We start from the raw sequence: 15,644 nt of genomic DNA on the forward strand, positions 1-15,644 counted from the left end.
CGCCGCGCCGGTCGGCGGGGGAGCGGCCGCGGCGGGCGGCGGCCGAGTGCGTGGGCTGCTCGGCGAGCCGGCCGCGGGCGAGGGTGAACAGGCGGTCGCACCAGCCGGTGAGCGTCTCGGTGGCGTCGGCGGTGACGACCACGGTGGGCGCCAGCGTGCGCAGCACGGGGATCAGCTCGGCCATGGCCGCGGTCAGCGAGTGCCGTCCGGGGCCGGCGGCGCCGGTGGGCCAGGGGTCGGCGGCGGCGCACAGCTCGCCGAAGGGGTCGTCGAGCAGCACCAGGCCGGGCTCGTGGACGCAGGCGGCGGCCAGCCCGGCGCGCAGCCGGACGTCAGGCGGCAGCAGCGCCAGCTCGGTCCCGGCGGCCTCGGCGAGGTCGAAGCGGCGGATCATGCTCTGCGCGGCGGACGCGCTCGTCCGCTTGTAGTACGCGGCGTAGGCGACGAACTCGCCGGCCGTCATTCCCTCCGCGCGCGAGAACCGGGCCGGCAGGTAACCGATTCCGGCCCGGGCGGCCCGCTGCCCGGCGGCGTTCGTGATGTCGTGTCCGAGAATGTGCAGCGCGCCGGTGTTCGGTCTGCGCAAGGTCGCGAACGTGGCCAGCAGAGTGGATTTACCGGCACCCGGTGGACCGGCCAGGCCGACCACGCCTTCGGGCACGCCGAAGGTCACCGGGCGCAGGAGCCACCGCCCCCCGCGGCGGACACCCATTCCTCGGGCCACGATCACGGAATGCTCCGCGATCACAAGTTTCCCCCCGTTGTTCGTCATGCTGTCGCGGCGGCCGGACGGTGCGCCCGCCGCGCCGGTGGCCTCGGGTCCCCCAACCCGCCACGCGGCGCGGCCCGCAGGCCGGGCCGCCCCCCGGCGGCGCCGACCCGGTCGCTTTTGCCGGGCCGCAATGCATCGACATCGTGACTATAACCGGGCTTGGTGATGGCTGTCAGCAATCTAATCGCCTTTACGGCAGGACGACGGAACTCTTTGCCCGGGGCGCGGCCGAAAGAGAATAAAAAAGGCGGACAATTCTCTTGATATGGCGTCCATAGGGACGGCTCTGGGGACCGGCCGTGCAAACGCGCCGACCGCCCCGCGCCGCGCCGCGCTCCGCTGGGAGCGTACGGACGTACGGCAGGGGGCGGTCATGGGGCAGGATGGACCCATGCCTTCTCGGGACTTTTCGTTGCACGGGGCCATCGACCTGGGAGCGCGCCAGGCCGCGGCAAGGAAGCAGCAGGAACGCCGGACCCAGGGCGGCGGCGGCGCGGCGCCGGCCGCGGACGCCCCCGGGGGTCCCTACGTCGTGGACGTCACCGACCAGACGTTCAACACCGAGGTCGTGGAGCGGTCGCAGTCCGTCCCCGTCCTGGTGGACTTCTGGGCCGAGTGGTGCGGTCCGTGCAAGCAGCTCGGCCCGATCCTGGAGAAGCTCGCCACCGAGGCGGCCGGCAAGTGGATCCTGGCCAAGGTCGACATCGACGCGAACCCGCAGCTCGGCGCCTACATGCAGCAGATGGGCGTGCGCGGCATCCCGTTCGTGGCGGCGGTCGTCGCCGGGCAGCTGCTGCCGTTCCTGAACGGCGCCGCCCCCGAACCGCAGGTCCGCCAGGCCATCGACCAGCTCTTCGACGCGCTGCGCAAGGAGGGCATCCTGCCGGACGCCCCCGAGGGCGAGCAGCCGGCGCCCGGCGCGGAGGCCCCCGCCGAGCCCGTGTTCTCGGAGGCCGAGGAGGCCCTGCAGCGCGGAGACCTGGACGGCGCCAAGGCCGCGTTCGAGCGCGTCCTGGCCGTCGACCCCAGGGACGACCAGGCCAAGCAGGGCCTCGCACTGGTCGAGCTGAGCCTGCGCGTGCGGTCGCTCGACCCCGAGCGCGCGTTGCAGGAGGCGGACGAGAAGCCCGGCGACGTCCAAGCGCAGATCAGCGCGGCCGACGTGGAGATGGTGTCCGGGCGCATCGACGACGCCTTCGACCGGCTGGTGGGCGCGGTGCGGCGCGGCGCGGGCGACGACCGCGACGCGGCGCGCAAGCACCTGCTGTCGCTGTTCGAGCTCCTGCCCCCGGACGACCCCCGCGTCGGCAAGGCCCGCCGCGGTCTCCAGTCCGCCCTGTTCTGACAGGCGCCACCGCTGCTCCGGCCCGGGTCACGGCCGGGTGACGGGCGAAGGGCGGTGAGCTGGGGCGAGCGGGACACCTGACCGCGGTGGTGAGCGTATGCTCGTTGACTGATGACCGCGCCCGTGCGGCCGCGTGAAGCACTTCCCGGTGAAGCACTTCCACGGCCGATCCGGCCGGTCCGCGGCTCCGCCACCTCGTGATCGACACCGTCCTGCGATCGACACCACGGGGGCGCCCGTCCCGCGACCGTCGAGCGATCGTCGCCGCGGCCCGGGCTCTGCGGGCCGCGGGACGGGACCGGGCGGCGGCCCCGGACGCACCGTCCCCTGGAAGCGGCGCGCTCGGATGTGGACAAACCCGTATAAATAGGGAGCAGCTGTCGTGGCGAGCGTGCCAAGCGTGTCGTACTCCATCACCGTCCGGCTGGAGGTCCCCGCCGGCGGCAGGGCCGTCAGCCAGATCACCCACGTGGTCGAGAACGCGGGCGGCATCGTCACGGCCCTCGACGTCAACACCGCCGGACACGAGACCCTCCGCATCGACGTCACGATCGCCACCCGCGACACCCAGCACGCCGAGGCGATCGCGGGCGCGCTGGAGCGGATCGAGTCCGTCAAGATCCACAAGGTCAGCGACCGGACGTTCCTGATGCACCTCGGCGGCAAGATCGAGATGCAGTCCAAGGTGCCGCTGCGCAACCGCGACGAGCTGTCGATGGCCTACACGCCGGGCGTCGCCCGCGTCTCCCTGGCCATCGCCCGCAACCCCGAGGACGTCCGCCGGCTGACGATCAAACGCAACAGCGTCGCCGTGGTGACCGACGGCTCGGCGGTGCTCGGCCTCGGCAACATCGGCCCGGAGGCCGCGCTGCCGGTCATGGAGGGCAAGGCGGCGCTGTTCAAGCGGTTCGCCGGGATCGACGCGTGGCCGATCTGCCTCGACACGCAGGACACCGACGAGATCGTCCGGACGGTGCAGATCCTCGCGCCCGCGTTCGGCGGCATCAACCTGGAGGACATCTCCGCGCCGCGCTGCTTCGAGGTCGAGGCCCGGCTGCGCGAGCTGCTCGACATCCCCGTCTTCCACGACGACCAGCACGGCACCGCGATCTGCGTGCTCGCCGCGCTGACCAACGCGCTGCGCGTCGTCGGCAAGGACATCGGCGCCGTGCGCATCGCGATGGCGGGCGCGGGCGCGGCCGGCACCGCCATCCTGAAGCTGCTGATGCACGCCGGCGCCCGCAACCTCGTCGTCTGCGACTACGCCGGCGCCGTGCACAAGGGCCGCGACGACCTGGACGACTCGCTGCGCTGGATCGCCGAGCACACCAACGAGGGCGGCTACTCCGGCGACCTGCGCGGCGCGGTGAAGGACGCCGACGTGTTCATCGGCGTGTCCGCCCCCGGCATCCTGAACGGCGACGACATCGCGACGATGAGCGACGACGCGATCGTGTTCGCGCTCGCCAACCCCGAGCCGGAGGTCTCGCCGGACGAGGCGCGCGAGCACGCCGCCGTGGTCGCCACCGGGCGCAGCGACTACCCGAACCAGATCAACAACGTGCTGGCGTTCCCCGGTGTGTTCCGCGGCCTGCTGGACGCCCAGGCCAGCGGCGTCACCCTCGACATGCTCGCGGCCGCGGCCAAGGCCCTCGCCGAGGTCGTCACGCCCGACGAGCTCGGCCCGAACTACATCGTGCCGAGCGTCTTCCACCCGGACGTCAGCACCCGCGTGGCCGGCGCGGTCCGCGAGGCCGCGGGCGGCCGTCCCCGCACCGAGGCGTAGGCGCCGGCGGAGGCGGGCCCGGAAGGCGGGCCCGCCGCCGCGCTCAGTCCGACTTCCTGCCCGCGAAGACCTGCTCGCGGCGGCGGGGCCACGTGCCGCCCCACCAGAAGATGATCGCGCCGGTCAGGATGACGGCGACGCCGGTCACGGCCCGCGCCCACAGCACGGTGTCGGGGCCGGTGTGGGGGAGCTTGCCGGGCGGCGTCTCGCGCGGCGCGGCGCCGCCCGCCTTCTTGCAGTTCGCCTTGACCGCGGTGCTCTCGATCTGCCGGTTCGCCCACCGGACGGTGATGCGGGTGCCGCGGTCCTCGCGCAGCTTCACCGCGACCGTCCGGGTGGTGCCCGGACCGATCTTGCCGGGGACGGCGGCGGTGTCGTCGTTCTTCTCGACGGAGAAGTCCTCGGTCTGCGTTCCGGTGTTGCGGACGCTGACGTTCACGGTGCGGTCCGGGCAGGAGACCGAGCCGATCGTGGCCGTCACCGGCCGCGCGGGAGCGGCGGTCGGCGTGTGCGAGGGGGTGCGGGACGGCGTGCGGGACGGGCTGTGCGTCGGAGTCCGGGTGGGCTTGCCCGAGGCCGACGGCGAGCCGCCGGACGGGCTCGGGCTCGTGGACTCCGTCGCCGAGGTCGGCGACGCGGAGCCGTCCGACCTGAACAGGGCCGGGATCGCGATCAGCGCCCCGATGACGATGAACACGGCGGCGATGACGACCCTGGGCAACTGCATCGCTGTCCTCCCGGCGCGCACCAAGCGGGTGGCCGATTGTCCTAGATCATTCTTAACCCAGGACCTTGTGGTGCCGATATCCCCATCGATAGGAATGCGTAACAGGCTAACGAGCGAGGAGGCGTGCCGCCGGAGGTCCGGGCAACGCATCATGGGACCCATGGAAGACGGGATCAGGGTCGGGCTCCTGCTGGTGGCCACCCCGCAGCTGGAGGATCCGAACTTTCGGCGCAGCGTCGTCCTGCTGGTCGAGCACGACGGCGACGGGGGAACCCTCGGTGTCGTCCTCAACCGGCCGACCGAGGTTCCGGTCGACCGCGTGCTGCCGCCGTGGGCGGAACTCGTCACCGGGCCCGCCGTGGTGTTCCAGGGCGGGCCGGTCGCGCTGGAGAACGCGCTCGCCCTGGCCCGGCTCCCCGGCGAGGACGAGCCGCTCGGATGGCGCGCCCTGGACGGCGGCGCCGAGGTCGCCCGGGTCGGGCTGGTCGACCTGGAGGCCCCGCCCGGCCTGCTCGCGGCGGAGCTCCTGCAGCTGCGCGTGTTCGCCGGATACGCGGGCTGGTCGCCCGGCCAGCTGCGCTCCGAGGTCGAGGACGGCTCGTGGTACCTGGTGCCCGCGGAGGCCGGGGACGTGTTCGCCGGCGACCCGGAGCGGCTGTGGCAGCACGTGCTGCGCAGGCAGGGCGGCGACCTGGCCTTCGTCTCCACTTTCCCCGAGGACCCGACGCTGAACTAAGGTGACTGGTGTGAGTACGCAGATCCTTCCCGACAGCGACACCCAGAGCGATGTCAAGCCGGACCTCTCCCACGGTGACGGCGACCACGAGCGGTTCGCCCACTACGTGAAGAAGGCCAAGATCACCGAGAGCGCGGTGACCGGCACGCCGGTGATCGCGCTGTGCGGCAAGGTCTGGGTGCCGAACCGGGATCCGAAGAAGTACCCCGTCTGCCCGGAGTGCAAGGAGATCTACGAGTCCATGCAGCCGGGCGGGGGCAAGGGCGAGGAGTGACCGGCCGCTGAACGGCGGTCGAGGGCGCGCCGCCGGATAGGCGCGCGCGCGTGTGAGGTCCTGCGGTCATGTGCCGCAGGACCTCGGCCTTTCTTATCGCGGGACGGCCCGAAACGGACGTCCCTGAACAATCGGGGGATTGAATGCGGCGCTTGGCCGGGGTTTCACTGTGCGCACTGGCGGTCACGGTGTGTGCTGTTCCGGGTTCGGTGAGTGAGGGGGAGTGGGAACGGGCGCGGGTCGCTCCGGCCGCCCGCGGCGACGACTGCGTCCACCGCCACGCGGGCACGCCGGGCGGGACGGCCGCCGTGGGCGGGAGGGGCGCCTCGGGCGGAAGGGCGCGGTCGGCCCAGGCCCGCGACCGGGCCGATCTCGGCCACGACCAGGCCACCGCCATGCTCGCCGACCTCCGCCGCACGCTCCTCGACCGGTTCGGGACGTCCGACGAGGCCCTCCTCGACCCGGCCCTCCTCGGCGGGACGCGCCCCGACCCGGCCCGGCGCGCCACGGGGGCCCTGGTCGTCCCGGTGCGGTTCCACGTCGTCCACAGCGGGAGTTCGGGACGGCTGTCCACGGCGGCGGTCCAGCGGCAGATCGCCACGCTCAACGCGGCCTACGGCGGCCGTCTCGGCGGGGCCGACACCCACGTGCGGTTCCGGCTCGACTCCCTCGACCGCACCGACAACTCGGCCTGGTTCCGCAACCCGCAGCACTACGAGGGGCCGATGAAGCGGCGCCTCCGCAAGGGCGGGAGCGGGACGCTGAACCTCTACACGGCGGCCGTCGGCTCGGACGTGCTGGGCTTCTCCACCTTCCCGCAGTGGTACCGGCGCGACCCGCGCCTCGACGGCGTCATCGTCGACTTCCGCAGCCTGCCGTACGGGTCGTACGCGCCGTTCAACCACGGGTACACGGCCGTCCACGAGATCGGGCACTGGCTGGGCCTGATGCACACGTTCGAGGGCGGGTGCGTGTCGCCGGGCGACGGGGTCACCGACACCCCGTACGAGGCGGAGCCGGCGCAGGGCTGCCCGCAGGGCCGCGACTCGTGCCCGCAGCGGGGCCGCGATCCGATCCACAATTTCATGGACTACGCCCACGACGCCTGCATGCGGGGCTTCACCGCAGGTCAGGGCCGTCGCATCCGGGCGGCGTGGGCGGCGTACCGGTCCCGCAAGACCGGCGGCCACCGTGTGGATCTCGGCACAGCGGCGCCGGGAGCGGCACGATCTGTCGGTGCGGCTCGGTAGCCTTCAATGACCGTGAGCACCTTCGCCGCATCGAGCATGCCCCCCGCCTTCCCCGAGCGGGCCGCCTGGGGGACCGCGTCCTCCCTGCGCGCCTGGCAGCAGCAGGCGCTGGAGGCGTACTTCGGCGCGGACGGAACGGCGCCCGGGCCCCGCGACTTCCTCACCGTCGCGACGCCGGGCGCCGGCAAGACGACGTTCGCGCTCCGGCTCGCCCGCGAGCTGATGGAGCGCCGCGTCGTCTCGTCGCTCACGATCGTGTGCCCGACCGAGCACCTCAAGCGGCAGTGGGCCGAGTCGGCGGCCCGCGTCGGCATCAGGATCGACCCCGAGTACCAGAACGGGCAAGGCCCCGTCGGCAAGGACTTCCACGGCGTCGCCGTCACGTACGCGACCGTCGCCGCGCGCCCGGCGCTGCACCGCAACCGCACCGAGGCGCGCAAGTCGCTGGTCATCTTCGACGAGGTGCACCACGCGGGCGACGGCCTGTCGTGGGGCGACGCCGTCCGGGAGGCGTTCGAGCCGGCGACGCGGAGGCTCGCCCTGTCCGGCACGCCGTTCCGCACCGACATCAACCCGATCCCGTTCGTCCAGTACGAGGAGGGGCCTGACGGCGTCCGCCGCAGCCAGGCCGACTACACCTACGGCTACGGGCCCGCCCTCGCCGACGGCGTCGTCCGACCGGTGATCTTCCTGGCGTACGCGGGGGAGATGCGCTGGCGCACCCGCGCGGGCGACGAGATCACCGCGACCCTCGGCGAGCCGCTCACCCAGGACCAGACGTCCCAGGCGTGGCGGGCCGCGCTCGACCCCAAGGGCAACTGGATCACGCAGGTGCTGGCGGCGGCCGACCGCCGCCTCACCGAGCTGCGCCGCGTCATCCCCGACGCGGGCGGCCTGGTCATCGCCACCGACCACGAGGCCGCCCGCGCCTACGCCAAGATGCTGCGCGCGGTGACCGGCCAGGGCGCCACGATCGTGCTGTCGGACGACCCGACCGCGTCCAAGAAGATCAAGGCGTTCGGCGAGACCGACGACCGCTGGATGGTCGCGGTCCGCATGGTGTCCGAGGGCGTCGACATCCCGCGCCTGTGCGTCGGCGTCTACGCCACCTCCACCAGCACGCCGCTGTTCTTCGCGCAGGCCATCGGCCGCTTCGTCCGCGCCCGCAAGCGCGGCGAGACCGCGTCGGTGTTCCTGCCGTCGGTGCCGACGCTGATGGGCCACGCCTCCGAGATGGAGGAGGAGCGCGACCACGTCCTCGACCGCCCCGTCCGCGAGGACGGCCTCGACGACGATCTGCTCGCCGAGGCCAACCGCGAGAAGGACACGCCCGACGTCGGCGAGGAGCTGCCGTTCGAGACGGTGGAGGCGTCCGCGACATTCGACCGCGTGCTCTACGACGGCGGCGAGTTCGGCATGAACGCCGAGCCGGGGTCGGCTGAGGAGGAGGAGTTCCTCGGCATCCCCGGCCTGCTGGAGCCCGACCAGGTGTCGGCGCTGCTGCGCAAGCGGCAGGCCGAGCAGATCGCCAACGAGCGCCGGCGCAAGACCGGCGACCCCCGCGCCGACCGCACCGCCGCCGAGGACATAGCGACCCTGCGCCGCGAGCTGAACGGCCTGGTCAACGCCTGGAACCACCGGACGGGCCAGCCGCAGGGAGTCATCCACAACGAGCTGCGCCGCTCCTGCGGCGGCCCGCCCGTCCCCCAGGCGAGCGCCGAGGAGATCCGCGAGCGCATAGCCAAGATCCGTGAATGGGCCGCCAAGCGCCGCCACTGAGGCCTCACCGCCGCGCCTGAGCCCGCCGCAGAGCCTGCGGCCCCCCGCGTGCCCAGGCGATCCCGGAGGGCGCCCGCCACGCGCTGAGGGCCGTCGCAGGGGGTGCCGCATCGCCCCTGCGACCCGGTAGGCCCACCGCCCGCCAGCAGTACAGGCGGGCATAGGCGCTGTGGGGGTATCGGGCGTGGGTTGCCGCTTAAGATCGTGCGATGACGTTCGCGGCGCGCTGGGTTCGGTTGCTGATGGTCGTATCGGCGGCCGGTCTCGCCGGAGCGGCATATGCGATCCGCGCGGTGGGAGACGGGCCGATCGACCAGTATTCCGGTGCCGCCTTGTCCGCGGCCATCGTCTACACGATTGTGCTCTTCATACGGCCGCGGATTTCTCCATTGCCCGCCGCCGGCGCCGCGGTCGCATACTGCTGGTTCATCGAGTTTGCGCAGCTCACCCCCTTGCCCGGCGAAATCTCCCAACGCAGCTGGTTCGCGCGCCAACTGCTGGGCGCCCAGTTCGATCTCGTCGACGTGGCCTGGTATCCCGTAGGCGTCATTCCCATGGTCGTCGCGCATTGGTTGCTTCGTAACAGCGCATCTAGGCGACCGAACTCGCCGCCCGCTGAGGCTTAGCCGCGCACTTCACCTCGCCGCTCCTTCGGGCGAGCGCCGCCGGGCAAGGACGGGGACCTGGCTCGGCCAGGCCCCCGTCAACGATGCGAAGAGGCGCGAGCCTCCTCACACGAGGCCGCCCTGTCAGGCGACCCGGTTGCTCCTGGAACGGGAACGAATGAGGCGGACCTCGATCCAGATGGTGAACGCGCCGCCCGCGATGGCGCCGAGTGCCACGCAGCCGGCGCCGATGGCCACGCCGAGGCTCAGGGGGACGGACCCCCCGATGACGAAGCCGAGGATGATCCCGACCAGGGCGCCGAAGACGCCGCCGATCAAGGGCCAGACGGCGAGGCCCGCGGCGTTCCTGACACGGAGTTCGAAGTTGGCGAAGTCTCCAGTGATCATGAGAACCCTCCGGTTGTGAGTCGCACCTCTCGTGAGGTGAGGTGCCTACCGGGCACTGTCCGTGACGAGGCGCACCGTGCAAGCCGGTGAGGACGCGTCCCCGCCATGCCTCGTCCGCGGAGGTGCTGGCCGATCACGCCCAGCCCGCCCACCGCGACCGGTGGCGGTCAGGGGGAGGTGGGGGACAGGTCCAGGGCCTTGAGGATGTGGGTGACCGTTTCCTCCGGGGTGCCCGTGATGGGGGCGGTGACGATGTTCTCGTCGGGGCCCGGGGGTTCGAGGTCGGCGAACTGCGAGTCGAGGAGTTCGGCCTTGAAGAAGTGGCCCTTGCGGGAGCGCATGCGGGCGGCGATCGTGTCGCGGTCGCCGTTCAGGAGGACCAGGCGGACGCCCGCGTGGCCGTCGAGCAGCATGTCGCGGTACCCGCGTTTCAGGGCGGAGCAGGTGACGACGCCGGGGCGGCCGGTGGCGACGCGGTCGGCGATCCACGCGGCGATGGCGCGCAGCCAGGGGAGGCGGTCCTCGTCGGTGAGGGGCCGGCCCGCGCGCATCTTGGCGACGTTGGCCTCGGAGTGGAACGCGTCGGCCTCGGCGTACTCCCAGCCGAGGCGTTCGGCGAGGAGCGTGCCGATGGTGGTCTTGCCGCTGCCGGACACGCCGGCGACCAGGATGACCGTGGGCCCGGCCGCGTTCGGGGGAGGAGGCGGGGGCATGGTCAGGCGGTGACCACCGGGGCGCCGGACAGGACGATGCCCTCCTGGCCGAGCTCGTCCAGCGCCTTGTCGACGGTGGTCTTGCTCACACCGGCCGTCAGGTCCAGCAGGACGGTGGTGCGCAGGCCCGCGCGGACGGCGTCCACGGCGGTCGCCCGGACGCAGTGGTCGGTGGCGATGCCGACGACGTCGACGGCGTCGACGCCGCGGGCGGCGAGCCAGTCGGCGAGCGGGGTCTCGTCGTCGGAGAACCCCTCGAACCCGCTGTAGGCGGCGGTCTCGCGGCCCTTGCTGAACACGGCCTCGATGGGGGCGAGGGCGAGGTTGGGGTGGAAGTCGGCGCCGGGGGTGCCGATCACGCAGTGCGGCGGCCAGGTGTCGGCGAAGTCCGGTTCGGCGGAGAAGTGGCCGCCCGGGTCGAGGTGGAAGTCGCGGGTCGCCACGATGTGCGCGTACTCGGACCGGTGCGCGGCCACGTACTCGGAGATCGCGGTCGCCACGGCGGCGCCCCCGCCGACCGCGAGCGACCCGCCCTCGCAGAAGTCGTTCTGCACGTCCACGATGATCAGAGCCTTCTTGCCCATGACCGCTGCTCCCTCTACCGGTTGCCCCACCGGCTCTGCACCGACCGTACCCCAGGCTCGTTCCCCCACGCCGGACGGCTCAACGGCGTGGCCCGCCGTTGACGAACTCGGTCGGGACGGCGGGCTCTCCCCGGGAGAGCCGGCGCGCCGTGGGGGGCAGTTCGGCGACCGAGCGGGCGTGGCGCTCCCTGGCGTCGCGGAGCGCCTCGCGGCCGACGACCTCGCCGTCCCGCACCAGCGGCACCTGGAGGACGCGGTCGTGGGGGCCGGGCGTCGGCTCGGTGGTGAACACGGTCTCGGCGTAGGCGACGCCGTGCCCGTCGACGCGGCGGACGGCGGTCTTGCGCCCGCCGCGGCTCGGCTTGCCCGTCGAGCGCTTGGCGACCGGCCGCATGGGCGCGTCCTCCCGCGGGCCGTCCGCCCGCGCGACGAGCTTGTAGACGAGCGACGCCGTGGGGGCGCCGGAACCGGTCACCAGGGACGTCCCCACGCCGTACCCGTCCACGGGCGCCGCGCCGAGCGCCGCGATGCCGTACTCGTCGAGGTCGCCGGTCACCACGATGCGCGTGCCGTGCGCGCCGAGGGAGTCGAGCTGCTCGCGGACGCGCCGCGCCACCACGCCGAGGTCGCCGCTGTCGATCCGGACGGCGCCGAGGTCCGGTCCCGCGAGCTCCACCGCCGTCCGGACGGCCCGCTCGACGTCGTAGGTGTCGACGAGCAGCGTCGTGCCGTCGCCCAGGGCCGCGAGCTGCGCCTCGAACGCGTGCCGCTCGCTGTCGTGCAGGAGGGTGAAGGAGTGCGCGCTCGTCCCGGCGGTCGGGACGCCGTAGAGCCGTCCCGCCTCCAGGTTGGAGGTGGTGGTGAACCCGGCGATGTAGGCGGCGCGGGCGGCGGCCACGGCGGCGCGCTCGTGGGTCCGCCGCGACCCCATCTCGATGATCGGGCGGTCCTGCGCGGCCTGCACCATCCGGGACGCGGCGGACGCGATCGCGCAGTCGTGGTTGAGGATCGACAGGGCGAGGGTCTCCAGCAGGACGGCCTCCCCGAACGTCCCCTCGACCATCAGGATCGGCGAGTCGGGGAAGTAGCACTCGCCCTCGGCGTAGCCCCAGACGTTCCCGGTGAAGCGGTACTTCTCCAGCCAGCGCAGCGTGGGCTCGTCCACGATGCGGTTCTCGCTGAGGAACTCCAGTTCGGAGTCGCCGAACCGGAACGCCTCGATGGCGTCCAGGAGCCGCCCGGTGCCCGCGACGACCCCGTACCGGCGGCCGGCGGGAAGGCTCCGCGCGAACACCTCGAAGACCGCGCGGCGGCCGTCCGTCCCGCTGCGCAGGGCGGCCTGCAGCATGGTCAGCTCGTACTGGTCGGTCAGCAGGGCCGTGCCGTCACCAAGGTCCACAAGTGGAACTTTAGGGCCGAGTGCGGGCACCATGGTGACGCGGGCCGTCACACGCGGCGGGGACGAGGCGCATAGCATCGGATGCGGCGGGCGGCCGCGTCCTCCAGGGCGGGACCCCGCGCGAGAGAGAGGAGGAGGCCCGGCCAATGAGCGCCATGAGCACGGCGCCCGCACCGGTGGAGCTGGAGCGGCCGGACGCGGCGGAGGACGTGAGCGCCGACCGGCCCTGGCTGGCGATCGTCTGGAACGACCCGATCAATCTGATGTCGTACGTCACGTACGTGTTCCAGGCCGTCTTCGGCTACCCCAAGTCCAAGGCCGAGAAGCTGATGCTCGACGTGCACCACAAGGGCCGCGCCGTGGTGGCCAACGGCACCCGCGAGGAGATGGAGCGGGACGTGGAGATCCTGCACTCCTACGGCCTGTGGGCGACCGTGAAACGGGACGACTGAGCCGATGAGCCATGTGAAGAAGAGACGCGACGGCTTCCGGGTGCGGCTGGAGCCGGAGGAGACGGCGCTGCTGCGCGCCCTCATGGAGCAGATGCTCGCCCTCCTCGGGGAGGAGTCCGGCGAGGGAGGCGAGCTGGCGTCCCTCGGCATCGCCGAGAACGCCACGAAGTCGGACGACCCGGTCCTCGCGCGGCTGTTCCCGGACGCCTACCGCGACGACGGCGAGGCCGCCGGGGAGTTCCGCCGCTACACCGAGATGGGCCTGCGCGACGGCAAGCGCGAGGCGGCCCGGGCGGTCCTCGGGGCGCTGGGCGAGGGCGGTACCGACACGGTCCTCGACGAGAAGCGGATGCAGGAGTGGCTGCGGGCGCTGAACGACGTGCGGCTGGCGCTCGGCACCCGGCTCGACATCACCGACGACTGGTACGAGGAGGCGGGCGGCATAGACCCGCGCGACCCGCGCGCCCCCATGTTCGCCGCCTACGACTGGCTGACGATGCTGCAGGACGGTCTCGTCCGCGCCCTGGAGTAGGCGCCGCCTAAGCTTGCGGCCATGCTGACGATTGAACGGGCCCTGGTCGACCAGATCATCGCGCACGCGCGCGCGGACCACCCCGACGAGGCGTGCGGCATCATCGCGGGCCCGGTCGGCTCCGACCGGCCCGTCCGGTTCGTCGCGATGGTCAACGCCGAGCGCTCCCCGACGTTCTACCGGTTCGACTCCCAGGAGCAGCTGAAGGTGTGGCGGGAGATGGACGACCGGGACGAGGAGCCCGTCGTGATCTACCACTCCCACACCGCGACCGAGGCCTACCCCTCCCGCACCGACATCTCCTACGCGTCCGAGCCGAACGCGCACTACGTCCTCGTCTCGACCCGCGAGGAGGGCGAGACGGAGTTCCGCTCGTTCCGCATCGTGGACGGCGAGGTCACCGAGGAGGAGGTCGCCGTCGTCGAGGGATCCTGACGGCGGGACACGCGGCGCCGGAGGGGCGGAGGCGGGCGGGATCGGCGGCCTCGCGGCCGGTAAACTGGTCGACATGTGGACGAGCGGGCATGGGACGGGCGGCGCCGGGCGCCGCGCCGGGGCCCCAGCGGTGCCGCCCGTGCAGAGCTTCCTGTTCGGGCACTCGCGCGCCGAGGTCGTCTACGACTGTCGCTGACGCGCTGATCACGCCTGGAATCATCCCGTCGCCCGCCCGGTTCCACCACCAGGGGCGGGCAGTCCCGTACGACGTTTAAGGAGATCATCGCGATGGCGATCGAGGTCCGGATCCCGACGATCCTGCGCAACCTCACCGACGGCGCCAAGGCCGTCGAGGGCAAGGGCGGCACGCTCGACGAGCTGTTCGCCGACCTGGACACCCGGCACGCCGGCCTGCGCGACCGGCTCGTGGACGACAAGGGCCTGCGCAAGTTCGTCAACGTCTACCTGAACGACGAGGACGTGCGCTTCCTCGGCGGGCTGGAGACGGAGGTCGCCGACGGCGACAGCGTCACGATCCTGCCGGCCGTCGCCGGCGGCTGAGCCGGTCGGGACGAGCGCCACATGCGATTCGACTCACTGCTGGACTCGCTCGGCGGCACCCCGCTGGTCGGGCTGCCGCGGCTGTCGCCGAGCGAGGACGTGCGGCTCTGGGCCAAGCTGGAGGACCGCAACCCCACCGGATCGGTGAAGGACCGGCCCGCCTTCCACATGATCGAGAAGGCGGAGAAGGAGGGGCTGCTGACGCCCGGCTGCACGATCCTGGAGCCGACGTCCGGCAACACGGGCATCTCGCTGGCCATGGTCGCCAAGCTGCGCGGCTACTCGATGGTGTGCGTGATGCCGGAGAACACCTCGGCCGAGCGCCGCCAGCTCCTGGAGATGTGGGGCGCGCGGATCATCTCCTCCCCGGCGGCGGGCGGCTCGAACGAGGCCGTGCGGGTGGCCAAGGGCCTGGCGAAGGAGAACCCCGACTGGGTGATGCTGTACCAGTACGGCAACGAGGCCAACGCGCTCGCGCACTACGAGACGACCGGCCCGGAGATCCTCGCCGACCTGCCGTCGGTGACGCACTTCGTCGCCGGGCTGGGCACGACGGGGACGCTGATGGGCGTCGGCCGGTTCCTGCGCGAGCGGGTCCCGGACATCAAGATCGTCGCAGCGGAGCCGCGGTACGGGGAGCTGGTGTACGGGCTGCGCAACATCGACGAGGGCTTCATCCCCGAGCTGTACGACGACTCCGTGCTGACGACCCGGTTCTCGGTCGGGTCGCTGGACGCGCTGCGCCGTACCCGCGAGCTGCTGGAGCAGGAGGGCATCTTCGCGGGGATCTCGACCGGCGGGGCGCTGCACGCGGCGATCGGGATGGCGAACAAGGCGGTGAAGGCCGGGGAGCGCGCCGACATCGTGTTCGTCGTCGCCGACGGCGGCTGGAAGTACCTGTCGACCGGCGCGTACGGCGGCACCCTGGAGGAGGCCGAGGCCCGGCTCGAAGGCCAGCTCTGGGCCTGACGGGCCGCGGCCGCCACTTGCGGGCCGGGTAACGCGAGGTCGCCGAACCGGACGAGCCCTCTCCAGGCACGATGTGCGACCACACCCGCCCCGCCTGCCCCCTGGATCCACCGGAGCGAGCCCTGCCAGGGGTTGTCGGCAACGGCTCAATCAACGATGATGGACAGAAGGGGCATGACCTCCCCCAAAGATCATGAAGTCCCCGCAAACTTCGTGATTCCGGACGGTCGCGCCCTCACATCGGCATTCATCCCCCCAGAGCCGGACACCGAGGCCTGAACTTCGAGAACGCGGGCCCCTGCCGTCCAGCGGTCGGT

19 protein-coding genes are annotated in these 15,644 nt (G+C 72.5%); 13 read left to right on the plus strand and 6 right to left on the minus strand.

The window, feature by feature from the left end; genetic code table 11:
- A partial coding sequence (locus tag ABWI04_RS31265; RefSeq protein ID WP_353834675.1) for an ATP-binding cassette domain-containing protein occupies nt 1-772 on the minus strand: 772 nt, incomplete at its 3' end.
- A gap of 391 nt (nt 773-1,163) precedes the next feature.
- On the opposite strand from ABWI04_RS31265, the gene ABWI04_RS31270 reads away from it, so the two are divergent.
- Nucleotides 1,164-2,117, plus strand: a complete 954-nt coding sequence (locus tag ABWI04_RS31270) for a tetratricopeptide repeat protein (RefSeq protein ID WP_353834676.1) — start codon at nt 1,164-1,166, stop codon at nt 2,115-2,117.
- Between the two features lie 382 nt (nt 2,118-2,499).
- A complete protein-coding gene (locus ABWI04_RS31275) occupies nt 2,500-3,903 on the plus strand; it encodes an NAD-dependent malic enzyme (protein ID WP_345184151.1) in 1,404 nt (467 codons plus the stop codon).
- Between the two features lie 43 nt (nt 3,904-3,946).
- Here the strand turns inward: ABWI04_RS31275 and ABWI04_RS31280 are convergent, their stop codons facing one another.
- Nucleotides 3,947-4,630 (minus strand): hypothetical protein, encoded by a 684-nt coding sequence (locus ABWI04_RS31280; RefSeq protein ID WP_345184153.1) that lies wholly within the window; start codon nt 4,628-4,630, stop codon nt 3,947-3,949.
- A 160-nt stretch (nt 4,631-4,790) separates the two neighbouring features.
- Here ABWI04_RS31280 and ABWI04_RS31285 point away from each other — a divergent pair, with 160 nt between their 5' ends.
- The 5 genes from ABWI04_RS31285 (at nt 4,791) to ABWI04_RS31305 (ending at nt 9,295) form a co-directional block, all read left to right on the plus strand.
- A complete protein-coding gene (locus ABWI04_RS31285) occupies nt 4,791-5,366 on the plus strand; it encodes a YqgE/AlgH family protein (RefSeq protein ID WP_345184155.1) in 576 nt (191 codons plus the stop codon).
- Between the two features lie 10 nt (nt 5,367-5,376).
- Complete coding sequence (locus ABWI04_RS31290; protein ID WP_185027553.1) at nt 5,377-5,640, plus strand: DUF3039 domain-containing protein; 264 nt, start codon at nt 5,377-5,379, stop codon at nt 5,638-5,640.
- 209 nt (nt 5,641-5,849) lie between these two features.
- Nucleotides 5,850-6,890: a zinc metalloprotease gene (locus tag ABWI04_RS31295; protein WP_353834677.1), complete on the plus strand. Its 1,041-nt coding sequence runs from the start codon at nt 5,850-5,852 to the stop codon at nt 6,888-6,890.
- Between the two features lie 36 nt (nt 6,891-6,926).
- Complete coding sequence (locus ABWI04_RS31300; RefSeq protein ID WP_353834685.1) at nt 6,927-8,669, plus strand: DEAD/DEAH box helicase; 1,743 nt, start codon at nt 6,927-6,929, stop codon at nt 8,667-8,669.
- Nucleotides 8,670-8,878: 209 nt separating this feature from the next.
- Nucleotides 8,879-9,295, plus strand: a complete 417-nt coding sequence (locus ABWI04_RS31305; protein ID WP_353834678.1) for a ribosomal maturation YjgA family protein — start codon at nt 8,879-8,881, stop codon at nt 9,293-9,295.
- Between the two features lie 123 nt (nt 9,296-9,418).
- Here ABWI04_RS31305 and ABWI04_RS31310 read toward each other — a convergent pair whose 3' ends face one another.
- The 4 genes from ABWI04_RS31310 to ABWI04_RS31325 all read right to left on the minus strand — a co-directional run bounded on the left by ABWI04_RS31310 (nt 9,419) and on the right by ABWI04_RS31325 (nt 12,411).
- Nucleotides 9,419-9,682, minus strand: coding sequence for a hypothetical protein (locus tag ABWI04_RS31310; RefSeq protein ID WP_353834679.1), 264 nt, complete (start codon nt 9,680-9,682; stop codon nt 9,419-9,421).
- 167 nt (nt 9,683-9,849) lie between these two features.
- Complete coding sequence (locus ABWI04_RS31315; RefSeq protein ID WP_353834680.1) at nt 9,850-10,395, minus strand: gluconokinase; 546 nt, start codon at nt 10,393-10,395, stop codon at nt 9,850-9,852.
- Nucleotides 10,396-10,397: 2 nt separating this feature from the next.
- Complete coding sequence (locus tag ABWI04_RS31320) at nt 10,398-10,979, minus strand: nicotinamidase (RefSeq protein WP_345184166.1); 582 nt, start codon at nt 10,977-10,979, stop codon at nt 10,398-10,400.
- Nucleotides 10,980-11,058: 79 nt separating this feature from the next.
- Nucleotides 11,059-12,411 carry a nicotinate phosphoribosyltransferase gene (locus ABWI04_RS31325; RefSeq protein ID WP_345184260.1) on the minus strand — a complete coding sequence of 451 codons (1,353 nt, stop codon included), beginning with the start codon at nt 12,409-12,411 and terminating at the stop codon, nt 11,059-11,061.
- A 122-nt stretch (nt 12,412-12,533) separates the two neighbouring features.
- Between ABWI04_RS31325 and clpS the strand changes: the two genes are divergently transcribed.
- The 6 genes from clpS (at nt 12,534) to ABWI04_RS31355 (ending at nt 15,327) form a co-directional block, all read left to right on the plus strand.
- A complete protein-coding gene (gene clpS / locus ABWI04_RS31330) occupies nt 12,534-12,830 on the plus strand; it encodes an ATP-dependent Clp protease adapter ClpS (RefSeq protein WP_345184262.1) in 297 nt (98 codons plus the stop codon).
- Between the two features lie 4 nt (nt 12,831-12,834).
- Nucleotides 12,835-13,362 (plus strand): DUF2017 domain-containing protein, encoded by a 528-nt coding sequence (locus tag ABWI04_RS31335; RefSeq protein ID WP_345184168.1) that lies wholly within the window; start codon nt 12,835-12,837, stop codon nt 13,360-13,362.
- A gap of 21 nt (nt 13,363-13,383) precedes the next feature.
- Nucleotides 13,384-13,797, plus strand: coding sequence for a M67 family metallopeptidase (locus ABWI04_RS31340; protein ID WP_345184170.1), 414 nt, complete (start codon nt 13,384-13,386; stop codon nt 13,795-13,797).
- A 73-nt stretch (nt 13,798-13,870) separates the two neighbouring features.
- Nucleotides 13,871-13,993, plus strand: a complete 123-nt coding sequence (locus tag ABWI04_RS31345) for a hypothetical protein (protein ID WP_281258271.1) — start codon at nt 13,871-13,873, stop codon at nt 13,991-13,993.
- Nucleotides 13,994-14,085: 92 nt separating this feature from the next.
- Nucleotides 14,086-14,358: a MoaD/ThiS family protein gene (locus ABWI04_RS31350; RefSeq protein WP_345184173.1), complete on the plus strand. Its 273-nt coding sequence runs from the start codon at nt 14,086-14,088 to the stop codon at nt 14,356-14,358.
- Between the two features lie 21 nt (nt 14,359-14,379).
- Entirely contained in the window at nt 14,380-15,327 is a 948-nt protein-coding gene (locus ABWI04_RS31355) for a PLP-dependent cysteine synthase family protein (RefSeq protein WP_345184175.1), read from the plus strand.
- Nucleotides 15,328-15,644 lie beyond the last annotated feature (317 nt).

This window comes from Actinomadura sp. NPDC000929 (genome assembly GCF_040492065.1).
GTDB classification, from domain to species: Bacteria; Actinomycetota; Actinomycetes; order Streptosporangiales; family Streptosporangiaceae; genus Spirillospora; species Spirillospora verrucosospora.

Bases quoted from the DNA above. Each gene is read 5' to 3' on its own strand.
- ABWI04_RS31270 (WP_353834676.1), top strand. From the start codon at position 1,164: ATGCCTTCTCGGGACTTTTCGTTGCACGGGGCCATCGACCTGGGAGCG.
- ABWI04_RS31280 (WP_345184153.1), bottom strand. From the start codon at position 4,630: ATGCAGTTGCCCAGGGTCGTCATCGCCGCCGTGTTCATCGTCATCGGG.
- ABWI04_RS31285 (WP_345184155.1), top strand. From the start codon at position 4,791: ATGGAAGACGGGATCAGGGTCGGGCTCCTGCTGGTGGCCACCCCGCAG.
- ABWI04_RS31300 (WP_353834685.1), top strand. From the start codon at position 6,927: ATGCCCCCCGCCTTCCCCGAGCGGGCCGCCTGGGGGACCGCGTCCTCC.
- ABWI04_RS31305 (WP_353834678.1), top strand. From the start codon at position 8,879: ATGACGTTCGCGGCGCGCTGGGTTCGGTTGCTGATGGTCGTATCGGCG.
- ABWI04_RS31310 (WP_353834679.1), bottom strand. From the start codon at position 9,682: ATGATCACTGGAGACTTCGCCAACTTCGAACTCCGTGTCAGGAACGCC.
- ABWI04_RS31315 (WP_353834680.1), bottom strand. From the start codon at position 10,395: ATGCCCCCGCCTCCTCCCCCGAACGCGGCCGGGCCCACGGTCATCCTG.
- ABWI04_RS31320 (WP_345184166.1), bottom strand. From the start codon at position 10,979: ATGGGCAAGAAGGCTCTGATCATCGTGGACGTGCAGAACGACTTCTGC.
- ABWI04_RS31325 (WP_345184260.1), bottom strand. From the start codon at position 12,411: ATGGTGCCCGCACTCGGCCCTAAAGTTCCACTTGTGGACCTTGGTGAC.
- clpS (WP_345184262.1), top strand. From the start codon at position 12,534: ATGAGCACGGCGCCCGCACCGGTGGAGCTGGAGCGGCCGGACGCGGCG.
- ABWI04_RS31335 (WP_345184168.1), top strand. From the start codon at position 12,835: ATGAGCCATGTGAAGAAGAGACGCGACGGCTTCCGGGTGCGGCTGGAG.
- ABWI04_RS31340 (WP_345184170.1), top strand. From the start codon at position 13,384: ATGCTGACGATTGAACGGGCCCTGGTCGACCAGATCATCGCGCACGCG.
- ABWI04_RS31345 (WP_281258271.1), top strand. From the start codon at position 13,871: ATGTGGACGAGCGGGCATGGGACGGGCGGCGCCGGGCGCCGCGCCGGG.
- ABWI04_RS31350 (WP_345184173.1), top strand. From the start codon at position 14,086: ATGGCGATCGAGGTCCGGATCCCGACGATCCTGCGCAACCTCACCGAC.
- ABWI04_RS31355 (WP_345184175.1), top strand. From the start codon at position 14,380: ATGCGATTCGACTCACTGCTGGACTCGCTCGGCGGCACCCCGCTGGTC.